The organism is Tenebrionibacter intestinalis (genome assembly GCF_016632365.1).
Lineage (GTDB): Bacteria > Pseudomonadota > Gammaproteobacteria > Enterobacterales > Enterobacteriaceae > Tenebrionibacter > Tenebrionibacter intestinalis.
The window spans coordinates 42,669-57,558 of record NZ_JAEPBH010000002.1 but is presented as its reverse complement, the minus strand read 5'-3'; the positions used below and the strand labels follow the sequence as shown (position 1 = coordinate 57,558).

12 protein-coding genes and 1 pseudogene are annotated in these 14,890 nt (G+C 55.1%); 1 reads left to right on the top strand and 12 read right to left on the bottom strand.

Going from position 1 to position 14,890, the window contains the following annotated elements:
- Positions 1–7 precede the first annotated feature (7 nt).
- The gene (yacG, locus tag JJB97_RS01230; protein WP_238711984.1) at positions 8–208 is read left to right on the top strand and encodes a DNA gyrase inhibitor YacG; all 201 of its coding nucleotides are present in this window, start codon (positions 8–10) and stop codon (positions 206–208) included.
- 155 nt (positions 209–363) lie between these two features.
- On the opposite strand, the gene mutT is transcribed toward yacG, so the two are convergent.
- The 12 genes and pseudogenes from mutT to murD form a co-directional block, all read right to left on the bottom strand.
- Complete coding sequence (gene mutT / locus JJB97_RS01225; protein ID WP_238711983.1) at positions 364–759, bottom strand: 8-oxo-dGTP diphosphatase MutT; 396 nt, start codon at positions 757–759, stop codon at positions 364–366.
- A gap of 211 nt (positions 760–970) precedes the next feature.
- A complete protein-coding gene (secA, locus tag JJB97_RS01220) occupies positions 971–3,676 on the bottom strand; it encodes a preprotein translocase subunit SecA (RefSeq protein WP_238711982.1) in 2,706 nt (901 codons plus the stop codon).
- 67 nt (positions 3,677–3,743) lie between these two features.
- Positions 3,744–4,256 carry a secA translation cis-regulator SecM gene (gene secM, locus JJB97_RS01215; RefSeq protein WP_238711981.1) on the bottom strand — a complete coding sequence of 171 codons (513 nt, stop codon included), beginning with the start codon at positions 4,254–4,256 and terminating at the stop codon, positions 3,744–3,746.
- A 254-nt stretch (positions 4,257–4,510) separates the two neighbouring features.
- Positions 4,511–5,428 (bottom strand): UDP-3-O-acyl-N-acetylglucosamine deacetylase, encoded by a 918-nt coding sequence (lpxC, locus tag JJB97_RS01210; RefSeq protein ID WP_238711980.1) that lies wholly within the window; start codon positions 5,426–5,428, stop codon positions 4,511–4,513.
- A 101-nt stretch (positions 5,429–5,529) separates the two neighbouring features.
- On the bottom strand, positions 5,530–6,684 hold the full coding sequence (gene ftsZ / locus JJB97_RS01205) for a cell division protein FtsZ (protein ID WP_238711979.1): 1,155 nt from the start codon (positions 6,682–6,684) through the stop codon (positions 5,530–5,532).
- Between the two features lie 61 nt (positions 6,685–6,745).
- Positions 6,746–8,002, bottom strand: a complete 1,257-nt coding sequence (ftsA, locus tag JJB97_RS01200) for a cell division protein FtsA (RefSeq protein ID WP_238711978.1) — start codon at positions 8,000–8,002, stop codon at positions 6,746–6,748.
- Between the two features lie 2 nt (positions 8,003–8,004).
- Positions 8,005–8,826 carry a cell division protein FtsQ gene (gene ftsQ, locus JJB97_RS01195; protein ID WP_238711977.1) on the bottom strand — a complete coding sequence of 274 codons (822 nt, stop codon included), beginning with the start codon at positions 8,824–8,826 and terminating at the stop codon, positions 8,005–8,007.
- Position 8,827: 1 nt separating this feature from the next.
- On the bottom strand, positions 8,828–9,739 hold the full coding sequence (locus tag JJB97_RS01190) for a D-alanine--D-alanine ligase (protein WP_238711976.1): 912 nt from the start codon (positions 9,737–9,739) through the stop codon (positions 8,828–8,830).
- Positions 9,732–11,207 (bottom strand): UDP-N-acetylmuramate--L-alanine ligase, encoded by a 1,476-nt coding sequence (gene murC / locus JJB97_RS01185; protein WP_238711975.1) that lies wholly within the window; start codon positions 11,205–11,207, stop codon positions 9,732–9,734. Before murC ends, JJB97_RS01190 begins: the two co-directional genes overlap by 8 nt.
- A gap of 72 nt (positions 11,208–11,279) precedes the next feature.
- Positions 11,280–12,336: pseudogene (murG, locus tag JJB97_RS01180) on the bottom strand (undecaprenyldiphospho-muramoylpentapeptide beta-N-acetylglucosaminyltransferase).
- A complete protein-coding gene (ftsW, locus tag JJB97_RS01175) occupies positions 12,333–13,574 on the bottom strand; it encodes a cell division protein FtsW (RefSeq protein WP_238711974.1) in 1,242 nt (413 codons plus the stop codon). The pseudogene murG and the gene ftsW overlap by 4 nt, the downstream one beginning before the upstream one ends.
- Positions 13,574–14,890 (bottom strand): UDP-N-acetylmuramoyl-L-alanine--D-glutamate ligase, encoded by a 1,317-nt coding sequence (gene murD, locus JJB97_RS01170; RefSeq protein ID WP_238711973.1) that lies wholly within the window; start codon positions 14,888–14,890, stop codon positions 13,574–13,576. The genes ftsW and murD overlap by 1 nt, the downstream gene beginning before the upstream one ends.

Sequence of the window (14,890 nt, the reverse complement as noted above, 5' to 3'; positions counted from 1 at the left end):
AGGGATAATGTCTGATATCACCACAGTCAACTGCCCTTGCTGCGGTAAAACCGTTATCTGGGATAAAAACAGCCCGTTTCGCCCGTTTTGCAGCAAGCGCTGCCAGCTCATCGATCTCGGTGAATGGGCGGCGGAAGAAAAACGCATCCCCAGTCAGGGCGATTTATCAGACAGCGACGGCTGGAGCGAGTCGGATAATCCGCAATAAAGCAGAACGCGCGCGCCTGCCAGACTGATGAAAAACGCCAGGCCGAATGTTTTCGTCCGGTATGGCAGGAAAATCAACGCATTGATGTCCAGTAAAGCCAGCAAAGAGGGGAAAACTGCGTTTTTCCCGCTTTGTTATTAACGTGGCAGGCACGCTCACATTGCTTCAGCCAGTAACCGTTCAATCACGCTAAGGTTAGCGGGGGGGAAAGCATCCGCCTGTAGCGCGTGCTGCGCAACCCACATTCCCGGTTGTCCTTCTTTTCCCCAGGGCTCGCCCTGCCACTGCTCAACTATAAAAAACCACAGGTTAATGTGACGATCGGAAAATGCATGCGCGCACGCCTCATAGAGCGAATACCCCGTTGCGATAATCCCCGTTTCTTCCTGTAGCTCGCGCACCAGCGCCTGCTCTGGCGTCTCCCCGGCTTCAATCTTTCCACCCGGAAACTCAAGTTTATTGGCCATATGGGCATCAGCAGCGCGACGGGTCAGAAAAATTTCGCCCTGAGTATTGCGAATAATGCCCGCTGCGATATTCAGTTTTTTCATTGTTTCTGTCCCGGAAAAAGGGGCGCTGCGCGCTGAGACGGTTAACAAACGCCGATACGCGCGGCTTCGCCCCCAAAAAATCAGAAAAATACACGACTAAAATCAAGGCCTTGATTTTCACCTGAAAAAAAAGAGGACAAAACCCCGCTTTTATCCTCTTTGATGACAATCTGCGGGCGCAGCGCGCTGCGCCCTGATCTCGCTTTTCTTCTTAGCTTAAGCGGCCGTGACACTGCTTGTATTTTTTACCGGAACCGCAAGGACACGGATCGTTACGCCCCACTTTACGATCGCCGGTACGAGCGGCAAGCTCTTGCGCCGCCAGCGCATCATCTTCCTGATGGCTAAACTGCTGCATCTGCGCCAGGCGCTCCGCCTCTTCGCGACGCTGCTGTTCCATTACTTCAACTTCTTCCGGCATACGCACCTGAACCTTGCTCAGCGTGCTTATCACTTCATATTTCAGGGATTCCAGCATTGCGGCAAACATTGCGAAAGATTCACGCTTATATTCCTGCTTCGGATCTTTTTGCGCATAACCGCGCAGATGTATCCCCTGACGCAGGTAGTCCATCGCCGCCAGATGTTCTTTCCAGAGCGAATCGAGCGTTTGCAGCATCACCCCTTTTTCAAAATGGCGCATGGCTTCAGCGCCCACCATTTCTTCTTTGTTCCGGTATACCTCATTCGCCTGTTCCAGAATACGCTCACGCAGCGTTTCTTCATGCAGTTCAGGTTCCTTGTCCAGCCACTGTGCAATCGGCAACGCCAAATCAAAATCGTTTTCCAGACGCGCCTGTAGGCCCGGGATATCCCACATCTCTTCAAGCGACTGCGGCGGGATATAGCTATCGATGGTCGCTTTGAACACATCTTCACGAATGCTGTTAATGGTTTCGCTCACATCGGCAACGTCCAGCAGTTCGTTACGCTGGGTGTAAATAGCGCGGCGCTGATCGTTCGCCACGTCGTCATACTCCAGCAACTGCTTACGGATATCAAAGTTACGGCTTTCAACTTTACGCTGCGCGTTGGCGATAGCTTTGGTGACCCAGGGATGCTCAATTGCCTCACCCGGTTTCATACCCAACTTACGCATCATATTAGACACACGATCGGAGGCGAAAATACGCATCAGGGCATCTTCCATCGACAGATAGAAGCGTGAAGAGCCCGTATCGCCCTGACGGCCAGAACGGCCGCGTAGCTGGTTATCAATACGGCGCGACTCATGACGCTCAGTGCCGATAATGTGTAAACCCCCGGCTTTCAGCACCGCATCATGACGTTTTTGCCATTGCGCTTTAATCTCTGCAATCTGTTCTTCACCTGGATTTTCAAGCTGCGCAATTTCAGCCTGCCAGCTACCGCCCAATACGATATCGGTACCACGACCGGCCATATTAGTGGCGATCGTTACCGTTGACGGGTAACCTGCCTGAGCAACAATTTCAGCCTCATGGGCATGAAATTTAGCATTCAGCACATTATGCCTGATACCCGCCTGCTCAAGCGCGCCAGACACCAGTTCAGATTTCTCAATAGAAATCGTCCCCACCAACACCGGCTGGCCCCTAGCAGTACGCTCCTTGATGTCTTCAATAATCGCCGCAAATTTTTCAGCCTCGGTCATATAGACAAGGTCGGCAAGATCTTTACGGACCATCGGGCGGTTAGTCGGCACAACGATTGTATCGAGCTTGTAGATAGAGCTAAATTCGAAGGCTTCGGTATCCGCCGTACCGGTCATGCCGGCAAGCTTCTCATAAAGACGAAAGTAGTTCTGAAAGGTAATGGACGCCAGCGTCTGGTTTTCATTCTGGATTTGTACGCCTTCTTTCGCTTCCACTGCCTGGTGCAAACCATCAGACCAACGGCGGCCCTGCATGGTTCGGCCCGTATGTTCGTCTACAATGATGACCTCGCCGTCTTTAACGATATAGTCAACGTCACGAGTAAACAGCGCATGCGCGCGCAACGCAGCGGTCACATGGTGCATCAGCATGATATTGTTCGGCGAATAGAGCGATTCGCCTTCTTCCATAATGCCTTCCTGCACCAATAGCTCTTCAACCAACACCAGACCACGTTCAGTCAGGTTCACCTGGCGGGATTTTTCGTCTACGGAGAAGTGGCCCTCCCCCTGGAAAGTGTCGGAGTCTTCTTTTTCCTGACGCACCAGACGGGGGATAATTTTGTCCACCTGACGGTACAGGTCGGAGCTATCCTCCGCCGGGCCGGAAATGATGAGCGGCGTACGGGCTTCATCAATCAGGATGGAGTCAACTTCATCCACCAGCGCGTAATGCAGCTTACGCTGTACGCGCTCTTCCGGGCTAAATGCCATGTTATCGCGCAAATAATCAAAACCGTATTCGTTGTTGGTGCCATAGGTTATATCCGCGGCATAGGCTTCACGTTTAGCCGGCGCAGGCATACCCGGCAGGTTGATGCCAACCGTCATGCCCAAAAACTCAAACAACGGGCGATTGTTTTCAGCGTCACGCTGCGCAAGATAATCGTTAACGGTAACGACATGCACCCCTTTACCGCTCAGCGCATTCAGGTAGGCGGGCAGCGTTGCGGTCAGGGTTTTACCTTCACCCGTGCGCATTTCCGCAATACAGCGATCGTTAAGCACCATGCCGCCCATCAACTGTACGTCGAAGTGACGCATACCAAAAACGCGCTTACTTGCTTCACGTACAACGGCGAACGCTTCAGGCAGCAGGCTTTCAACCGTATCGCCTTTTGCCAGGCGCGCGCGGAACTCTGCCGTTTTCGCTTTTAGTTCGTCGTCAGACAGCTTTTCCAGCTCTGACTCCATAGCGTTTATTTTTGAAACAATTTTACGCATACGGCGCAGAGTGCGATCGTTGCGGCTGCCGAACACTTTAGTTAACATTTTGATAAGCATAATAAAATCTCAAACGCCTCAGCTTTTTGAGGTCATGAAAAAAGAAATAAAAAGACCAGAAGTATAATTAGCTGAGGTCTGCAGGCCCGGCGCGGATGCCCTGAGTCTGGTTGAGCCAGTGAATGACGCTGTAGCCGTGGCCGCCGGATTCAGGCGCAGCATCAGTCTGCAACGAAGACGTTAGCGGGAGCTTACGCGGCTGCGTTAACAACGCGCTGAGCGTATCCAGCAGCGCAAGGTGCTGTTCCTGAAGCGAAGAAGACGCTTTAGCTGCAGGCAGCGTTTGGGGCGTTAACGCGAAAGAAAGGTGGCGGATAACCGTACGGATAGCATGTTGATGCCAGTAATCCACGCTGAACGAAGCACGCCGGCTATTTTCCTGTTGCAACAGCGCCAGGCTATCGAACCGGACAGCAATACGACGTTCGGCGTTACTGGCCGCGGTTTCTGAAGGGGTGGAATGGCCGGAATTATTGCTAAGCGCAGGCAAACCAAAACTGGCCGCAACCATCCCCAACAGGAGATGTGGCCAGAAATAGCGAATACCGAGTTGTCGCCAGCGAGTAAAAATTCCTGTCACAGCTTCACCAGAAGTCAGAAACACCGTAGTCCATAACGATAAATTCGCCTGATATTACCATCAATCCCGACAGGCGGCATCAGGAATCATCAAACGCAGAAGTTAACTCGCAAAATCAACCGCCAGCGCGCGCAGAGCCGCAGTCAGGAGAAAAGATTTTCGGTATAAAAATAAAAAAAGGCCAGTCAACCCGGACGGAGAGAACGCCAGGCTAACCAGCCATTTTATGCGCGGCGGCGTAATGGATACGCCAGTCACGCCATTACGATAGAAGGCGCTTTGAAAGCAACCGGAAGTTCGGCTTCGTCTTCAAAGGTCGCAAACTCCCAGGCTTCCTGTTTCGCCAGGACAGCCTGAAGCAGTTTATTATTAAGCGCATGACCCGATTTATAAGCGGTAAACGCGCCAATAATATTGTGACCGCACATGAACAAATCGCCGATGGCATCCAGCATTTTATGACGAACGAATTCATCTTCAAAACGCAGGCCATCTTCGTTCAGCACACGATAATCGTCCACCACGATAGCGCAGTCAAAACTACCGCCCAGGCACAGGCCGCGTGACTGCAGGTATTCGATATCGCGCATAAAACCGAAGGTGCGCGCACGGCTGATCTGGCGCATAAAGGCGTCTGCGGAGAAGTTCATGCGATAGCGCTGGCTGCTGGAATCAATCGCCGGATGGTTAAAGTCGATAGTAAAATCGAGCGTAAAACCATTATACGGCCTGAACTCAGCCCACTTGTCGCCGTCCTCTACGCGAACCGCTTCCTTAATGCGCACGAATTTCTTCGCAACGTTCAGTTCATCAACGCCGGCATCCAGCAGCAGATAAACAAACGGCGCAGCGCTGCCGTCCATAATGGGAATTTCTGGCGCATCAACTTCAACGATGATGTTGTCGATCCCCAGCCCTGCGAGGGCGGCATTAAGATGCTCTACGGTAGAAATCCGTACATCATGCTCGTTAACCAGGCAAGTACAGAGCATTGTATCCCGCACTGATTTTGCATCTGCCGGAAAATCGACCGGTGGATTCAAGTCTGTGCGACGATAGATGACCCCGGTATTCGCCGGCGCAGGGCGTAACGTCAGCGTGACCTTTTTGCCGGTATGAAGCCCGACGCCAGTCGCCTGAACGATACGTTTTAATGTCCTTTGTTTGATCATCGTATAATCTCGCCAAATTACTCATCCAACCGACAGTCTATATTACCGCCGGCGGGGCAGTTTAGCACAAAGAGCGAGAAACCCCAACTTCCAGTTTATTCTTAATCCGCCTGCTTACGCAAAAACGCCGGAATATCCAGGTAATCAGGCTCTTTCGCCGTTTGCGCACTGCTATCGTTCACCACTTTCGCCACGGATTTCTGCTCCTGGCTTAATGGCGCCATGCCGTGCGGCTGGAACCTGTCTATACCCTGCGGCTGAACCTGCTGCTTATTTGTCACCAGCGTGATTTCCGGGCGCTTATCCATACCGATACCGGTAGCAACAACGGTCACGCGCAGTTCGTCATTCATTTCCGGATCGAGGGAGGTACCAATAACCACGGTTGCGTTATCAGAGGCAAAGGCGCGAATAGTGTTCCCCACCGTTTCGAATTCATCCAGACGCAGGTCAAAGCCCGCAGTAATGTTGACCAGCACGCCGCGCGCGCCGGAAAGATCGATATCCTCCAACAGCGGGCTGGAAATCGCCATTTCAGCCGCTTCCTCCGCGCGGTCTTCACCCTGCGCCACGCCGGACCCCATCATGGCGTAACCCATTTCCGACATAACCGTGCGCACATCGGCGAAGTCGACATTCATCAACCCCGGGCGGGTTATCAGTTCGGCAATCCCCTGCACTGCGCCCTTGAGCACGTCGTTTGCCGCGCCGAACGCATCGAGCAGCGAAATGCCGCGGCCCAGCACCTTGAGCAGCTTATCGTTAGGGATGGTAATCAGAGAATCCACATGTTTGGATAATTCGCTGATGCCCTGTTCTGCGAAGGCCATGCGCTTTTTGCCTTCGAAGTTAAACGGTTTGGTTACCACAGCAACGGTCAGAATGCCCAGATCTTTGGCCACTTCAGCCACAACAGGCGCCGCGCCGGTACCGGTACCGCCGCCCATACCTGCGGCGATAAATACCATATCGGCCCCTTCAAGCGCCGCGCGCAGCGCTTCACGGTCTTCGTCTGCCGCATTGCGCCCTACTTCCGGGTTTGCGCCGGCGCCCAGACCTTTAGTAATACCGTTGCCAATCTGAATCGTCTGGCCAACCGCTGTCTTACGCAGCGCCTGAGCGTCTGTATTCACCGCAAAGAACTCTACACCTTCAATGCGCTCGCGCACCATGTGCTCTACGGCGTTGCCGCCGCCGCCGCCGACGCCGATGACTTTAATCACCGCGTCGTTGGTCAGTTCCATAGGTTCAAACATAGTTTCTCTCCGTTTTGTGCCTGTTGCATGAGATCGCCAAATTTCAGGATCTCTTAAATAATTAAAATTCTTTTCTCAACCAACTATTAACTCGCTTTACCCACGAGCCGACAGAGGCCCGTTTTTCCACTTCCGCTTCACCGCTGAGGTGGGTTTCTTTCCCGTAGTGCAGCAAACCTACCGCAGTGGAGTAGTACGGCTCCTGGGCATAATCCGTCAGCCCGGTAATATTCAACGGCTGCCCAATACGAACCTGCGTATGGAACACGCGCTGCGCGCAGGCCGCCAGGCCTTCAATCTGCGCTGCGCCGCCGGTAAGAACAATTCCTGCCGCCAGATGGTGCTTCACGCCCTGCTGGCGCAGTTGCTCCTGAAGCTGCAAAATCTCCTCATTCACAAGATTAAGCAGCTCGGTATAGCGCGGCTCTATCACCTCGGCCAGCGTCTGACGCTGCAGACTGCGCGGAGGGCGGCCGCCCACACTTGGCACTTCCACGCTTTCGTCCTTGCCGACCAGCGAGCCCAGCGCGCATCCGTGGCGTACTTTAATGGCTTCAGCGTCGCTTGGCGGCGTACCGAAAGCATAGGCGATATCGCTGGTCACCACGTTACCCGCATAAGGGATAACTTTAGTATGGCGCAACGCGCCGCCGGTATAGACGGCGATATCCATTGTACCACCGCCGATATCAACAACGCAGACGCCCAGCTCGCGCTCATCTTCGGTCAGAACGGAATAACTCGACGCAAGCCCTGCGAAAATGAGTTGGTCAACTTTTAGACCACATCGTTCAACGGCTTTAACAATGTTTTTCGCCATATCGTTATGACATGTGATCAGGTGCACTTTTGCCTGCATACGAACACCGGAAAGCCCTACCGGATTTTTAATACCTTCCTGATAATCGATCGCATATTCCTGCGGTATAACGTGAAGGACGCGATGTTCATCGCGCACGCGGACTGATTTCGCCGTGTGGACGACATTCTCAACGTCCTCCTGCGTCACTTCCTCTTCAGAGATAGGCACCATGCCTATCTCATTCTGGCAGCTAATATGCTTACCCGAGAGCGCCAGATACACTGAAGATATCTGGCAGTCGGCCATCAGCTCAGCCTGATCGATGGCGCGCTGTACGCATTTCACCACCGATTCCAGATCGTTAACGCCGCCTTTGTCCATACCGCGCGACGGGCAACTGCCCACGCCAATAATATTAACGATACCGTCGGGCAGAATTTCCCCTACCAAAGCGGCCACTTTCGCTGTGCCGATCTCCAGTCCTACTACCAGTTTTCTGTCCGTCGATTTGATCATCGTTACTCTGCCTGTACCTGATTCTGTTGCTGATTAAGATCCTCAACGGGGGCTGGAGCCCAACCTACCGCAGCGCCTGAATCATAGCGTAGGTCAACGTAGCGAATAATTTTACCGTCAACCCGCGCCTGCTGTTGCAAAACCGGATAGAGCTCTATAAACCGATTCAGACGTTTCATCGTATCGCCGCGCCCAAGGTTGAGCTTAATATTGTTATTAAGCGTTAACATCCAGGAGCGACGCGCGGTCATTGCCGCCTCTGTAAGCGTGAACCGCCCCTTCGCCAGCGCTTCGCTCATCGTCCGATATCCTTCCAGCACCTCTTTTTCGCTGCCTTCCGGGCCATACAGCATTGGCAAAAGCTGCCTGCGGGTTCGCGCAGCGGGCACGCTGAAAGCATTTCCATCGACATCCACCATGTGCTGGTCATTCCAGCGCGCCAAAGGGACATATTCAACCAGATGAATCTTCAATTCGTCCGGCCACTGTTTTCTGACGCTCGCCTGCTTAATCCAGGGCAGGCGCTCAATCTGCTGCTGTATGACGTTCACATCCTGGGTCATGAATGTACCGGGCGCGCCCAGCGCCAGTATCGACTGGCGGATATCGTCATTACGCGTGTAGTGACGCTCGCCGGTCAGCACCAGCCTCGACAGAGGAAGACGCTGCGCGTCATTCATCCAGTTTATGACCATCAATGCGCCCACCAGCATGGTTACAACCACCGCCAGCAAAAAAATAATCCCCGCCAGGCGCGTACCGTTACTGCGGCGCGAGAAGTTATCGTCCTCGCGGGTACGCACGTTAAGGGCCGCCTGAGACATATCAGCCCGCCAGCGCCAGAATACGTACAACCAGTTGCGAGAAGCTCATTCCCGCCTGGCGTGCCGCCATCGGCACCAGACTGTGGCTGGTCATTCCCGGCGCGGTATTCACTTCAAGCAAGTAAAACTCGCCGTTACTGTCCATCATTACATCCACGCGCCCCCAGCCGCTGCACCCCAGAACCTGCCAGGCTTTGCGCGCCAGCGCCTGTAAGGCCGCTTCCTGCGCTTCGCTCAGGCCAGCCGGACAGAAATACTGTGTGTCGTCGGAGAGATACTTCGCCTCATAATCGTAAAACACGCCTGCCGGCTGAATCCGGACAGAGGGCAAAATCTCATCGCCCAGCACCGCGACGGTAAACTCCGGGCCGCTCAGCCATTTTTCGACCAGGACTTCATCATCATGCTGAAACGCCAGTTCAAGCGCCTCGGCCAGCCTGTCCGCCGTATCGACTTTAGACATCCCGACGCTTGACCCCTCGCGGCTCGGTTTAACGATAACCGGCATCCCCAATGCCGCAATCTCAAGCGCCGCATCTGCGCTAAAGCCATCGCGGCGATTAAGCGCAACGGCATTCGCAACCGGCAACCCCGCGCCCTGCCATAAAAGCTTGGTGCGCAACTTATCCATCGTCACCGCCGACGCCATCACGCCGCTGCCGGTATAAGGCAAATTCTGATATTCCAGAATCGCCTGCAAAGTACCGTCTTCGCCGCCGCGGCCGTGCAGCGCGATGAAAACTTTATCGTACCCCTCATCTTTTAGCGCCGTGACCGGCACCTCGCGCGGATCGACGGCATAAGCGTCTACACCCGCCTCTTTAAGCCCTGCCAGCACCGCGCTGCCGGACTGTAAAGACACCTCGCGCTCAGCGGAAGTACCGCCCAGCAGGACCGCAACTTTATCAGCCATTCCGGTCTTCCCCCTGAGTTTGCGTTTGCAGTTTAGTTTCAGCTAATTTTTTTGCAATTTTACCGACGTTCCCCGCACCCTGAACCAAAATCAAATCATTTCCCGTCAAAACAGGCGCAAGCATTTCAGCAACCGTTTCCGCGTCGGGAACCAGTATCGGATCGACTTTTCCACGCCCGCGAATCGTCCGGCACAGCGAACGGCTGTCGGCGCCTGGGATGGGAGTTTCGCCTGCCGCATACACGTCCAGCATCAGCAGCGCGTCAACCTGAGTCAGCACGTTGGCGAAGTCGTCATAAAGATCGCGCGTGCGCGTATAACGATGCGGCTGGAAGATCATGACCAGATTTTTTTCCGGCCAGCCTGCCCGCGCCGCCTTGATGGTGGCGTCGACTTCGGTCGGATGATGGCCGTAATCATCCACCAGCATCGCGCTCCCGCTTTTGCCGTTAACCGGCTCCAGCGGATACTCGCCAAGGAAATCAAAGCGACGACCGGTCCCCTGGAAACTTTCCAGCGCGCGCAAAATTGCGGCATCATCGATATTTTCTTCCGTCGCCACCGCCACTGCCGCTGCGGCATTCAGCGCATTATGACGGCCGGGCGCGTTCAGCCGAACGCGCAGTTGCGGCTTATCGTGACGCGCCAGCGTAAAGAAGCTCTGCGCCCCCGTCTGGCGGTAATCTTCAATTCGCACGTCCGCATCATCGCTGAAGCCGTAGGTCGTTATCTGACGACCTACACGCGCCAACAGTTCACGGATGACATTATCATCCACGCACATTACCGCACGGCCATAGAACGGCAGGTTGTGCAGGAAATTGATAAACGTCTGCTTGAGGTTTTCGAAGTCGCCCTGGTAGGTATCCATGTGATCGGCTTCAATATTGGTCACAACGGCCACCATCGGCTGAAGGTGCAAAAAAGACGCGTCGCTTTCATCCGCTTCGGCTATCAGATAGCGGCTATGACCGAGGCGTGCGTGCGTGCCGGCGGACTTCACCAGCCCGCCGTTGACGAAGGTGGGATCCAGCCCGGCCTCAGCATAAATGCTGGATACCATCGCAGTCGTCGTGGTTTTACCGTGGGTGCCGGCAATGGCGATGCCATAGCGATAGCGCATCAGCTCAGCCAGCATTTCGGCACGGCGGATAACCGGAATACGCAGCTCATGAGCGGCGACAATCTCCGGGTTATCCTGCGATATTGCGCTGGAGGCCACCACAACGCTGGCATCACGCACATTTTCCGGACGATGATTGAAATAAATAGTGGCGCCGAGCTGCGACAACTGTTGCGTAACCGGGTTCGGCGCCAGATCGGAACCGCTAATCAGATACCCTTCGTTTGCGAGCACCTCAGCGATACCGCCCATTCCGGCTCCGCCTATGCCCACAAAGTGTATATGCCGGACGCGGCGCATCTCGGGCACGATTGAACGCAATTTCGCCAGTTGTTGAGTATTCATCTTTAATCTGCAGCGTATCGCTGCCTTACCCTCTGATAGCTAAGAGCGCAAAAAAGGGCGCTCAGAAAAAAATTATGCTTTCGCCGCTTCGCTAACCGCGTTAGCGACACGCTCGGTCGCATCCAAACATGCCGCCGCGCGCGCGCCGCGCCATCGCCAGCAGTGCGGGGCGATCCCAGTTTTCCAGCGTTTGCGCTACAACATCCGCATTAAACTGCGGCTGCTCAAAAATCTTCGCGGCGCCAGCTTTTTCCAGCGGTAGCGCATTCCAGTACTGCTGGCGATCTTTGTGCTGGAATGGAACAAAAATCGCGGGCAGTCCTGCTGCGGCGATTTCGCTTACCGTCAGCGCGCCCGAGCGGCAAACGACAACATCCGCCCAGCCCCAGGCTGCGGCCATATCATCAATAAATTCGGTAAGCTTATGCTGCGGCTGACCGGCGGCGGCATAGGCATCCTGAACAACCGACAACGCGCCTTTACCCGTCTGATGCCACACGCTAATACGCGCGCCTAATCGCCCGGCCACCTGCGGCATTGTCTGGTTCAAAACGCGCGCGCCCTGAGAGCCGCCAATCACCAGCACCCGTATCGGGCCTTCGCGATTGGCGTAGCGCACCTGCGGTTCAGGCAGCGCCAGCACATCAGCGCGCACCGGATTTCCCACCACTTCCGCGTCCGCAAAGGCGCCAGGAAACGCCTGCATCACTTTGGTGGCGATTTTCGCCAGCCATTTATTGGTTAATCCGGCGATACCGTTTTGTTCATGCAAGACCACCGGAATGCCCAGCGATCGCGCCGCCAGCCCGCCCGGTCCGGATACGTATCCTCCCATGCCCAGCACCACGTCCGGCTGGAAACGCTTCATAATGGCGCGGGCCTGTCGCCAGGCGTTAAATATACGCACCGGCGCCAACAACAGCGCTTTCACGCCTTTGCCGCGCAGGCCGGAAATACGAATAAAATCAATATCAATTCCATGTTCTGGAACCAAATCCGCTTCCATACGGTCGGCAGTGCCCAGCCAACGGACCTGCCACCCCTGCGCCATTAAATGGTGAGCAACGGCCAGGCCGGGAAATACGTGCCCGCCTGTTCCGCCAGCCATCACCATTAATCGCTTCGTCATCTTACGCCCCTCGTAAACGCCTGCGCTTTCGCCAGACGCGTTTCATAATCAATGCGCAGCAGCATCATAATCGCCGTAGACATGATAAGCAGGCTTGAACCGCCGTAGCTGATTAACGGCAGCGTCAGCCCCTTGGTAGGCAGCATGCCTGCGGCGGCGCCAACATTCACCAGCGCCTGGAAGCTAAACCAGATACCGATAGAGCAGGACAAAAAGCCGGCGAAACGCTGATCCATCTCCAGCGCCCGCCGCCCTATCGTCATTGCGCGAAAAGCGACGAAGAATACCATCAAAAGCGCCAGTACCACACCGATATATCCCAGTTCTTCCCCAATAATGGAGAAGATAAAATCAGTATGCGCTTCCGGCAGATATTCCAGCTTTTGCACCGAATTACCCAGCCCCTGGCCCCATAATTCGCCTCGGCCAAACGCCATCAGCGACTGCGTTAACTGATAACCGCTGCCAAACGGATCATTCCACGGGTTCCAGAAAGAGGTAACACGACGCATACGATAGGGTTCAGCGAGGATAAGCAGCACAACTGCCGCAATGCCCATACCAATAATTGCCAAAAACTGCCAAAGCTTAGCCCCGGCCAGAAACAGCATGGCCAGCGTTGTGACAAACAGCACCACGACAGTGCCGAGATCCGGCTGCGCCAGCAGCAGCACAGCCAGCATCAAAATCACGCCCATCGGCTTTAAAAAGCCGCGGATGTTATTACGCACTTCATCCACCTTGCGCACCAGGTAGTTCGCCAGGTAGCAAAACAGCGCAAGCTTAGTAAATTCCGCAGGCTGAATACGTAGCGGCCCCAGCGAGATCCAGCGCGACGCGCCGTTTACTGAGTTGCCAACCACCAGAACGACAACCAGCATGCCAATCGCCGCAATCAACATCGGCGCGCTGTAACGCTGCCAGAAATCCATTGGCAAACGCAGCGTGATAACCGCCAGCGCAAACGCCAGCAAAATGTAAAATCCGTCACGCCTGGCGAACAAAAAAGGATCGTTTGCCAGACGCTGGCCGACCGGCATCGACGCCGAGGTCACCATGATAAAACCGATAGCCGCCAGCCCGAACGTCAACCACAGCAGGGTGCGATCGTAGAGCACCATGCTGTCATCGGCGTCACGCGATTGCGTCGCCCACCCCTTAAGGCGCGTAAACAGCCAGGCCAGGATCGCGCGTCCTGGTATATGCGGCAGTCTCAGGCGTGGGAGGGTTAAGCGCATTAGCCAAGCTCCCTGGCCAGTTGAGCGAATCGCTCGCCACGCTGTTCAAAGTTTTTAAACTGATCGAGACTGGCGCAGGCCGGTGACAGCAGCACCATATCCCCCGCGGATACGCGCTGTGCAATAAGGCGCATAGCCTGCTCCAGCGTCTCTGTTTGTTCTGCGCTATCCGGGCGCAGCGCCGCAAGTTCGGCTCTGTCGCGACCGAAACAGTACAGGCGAACGTTATTGCCCTGTACATATCGGCTCAGCGGAGAAAAATCTGCGGCTTTTCCATCTCCCCCCAGCAACAGATGTAGCGTACCGTCAACCTTAAGCCCGTTCAGCGCAGCGACGGTGCTGCCCACGTTAGTGGCTTTAGAATCATTAATCCAGCGCACGCCGTTTCTGTCCAGCGCTAGCTGAAAGCGATGCGCCAGGCCGTTAAAGGTCGTTAGCGCCTTAAGGCTACTGGCGCGCGGCAGGCCAGCGGCATCCGCCAGCGCCAGCGCCGCCAGCGCATTGGTGTAGTTGTGCTGGCCGGTCAACTTCATTTCTTTAACATTCAGCACCTTTTCCCCTTTCACCCGCAGCCAGGTTTCGCCCTGCTGGTGATTGAGGTGGTAATCGCCAACATCAACGCCAAAACTAATACAGCGCGCATCAGCGCCGCGTACCGGCATCGTCAATGCATCATCGGCGTTGACCACGCAAGCCTGCGCATTTTCATAGATTCTCAGCTTGGCGTCCCGGTACTGTTGAAGGCCGGACGGGTAGCGATCCATATGATCTTCCGTCACGTTCAACACCGTGGCCGCAACCGCTTTCAGGCTGTAGGTCGTCTCCAACTGGAAGCTGGACAGTTCCAGCACATAAAGCTCACATGACGAATCCAACAGCATCAACGCCGGGAGGCCGATATTGCCGCCCACGCCCACGCTTACGCCCGCCGCTTCCGCCATTTCGCCTACCAGTTTCGTCACGGTGCTTTTGCCATTCGACCCTGTGATCGCAACGATCGGCGCATGCGCTTCACGGCAGAACAGTTCAATATCGCCAACAATCTCCACGCCGGCCTCAGCGGCCTCGCTCAGCGCGGGCGTTGCCAGCGCAACACCAGGGCTTGCAACGATCAGATCCGCATCCATTAGCCAGGCATCGTTCAGGCTACCGGTATGGTATTCAACCTCCTGCGGCAGCTTATCAAGCCCCGGCGGCGACAGACGGGTATCCATGACGCGCGGCGTTACGCCGCGCGCCATAAAGAATGCCACACAGGACAACCCCGTCAGGCCCAGCCCGATAATGACAACTTTCTTACCCTGATAATCTGCCAT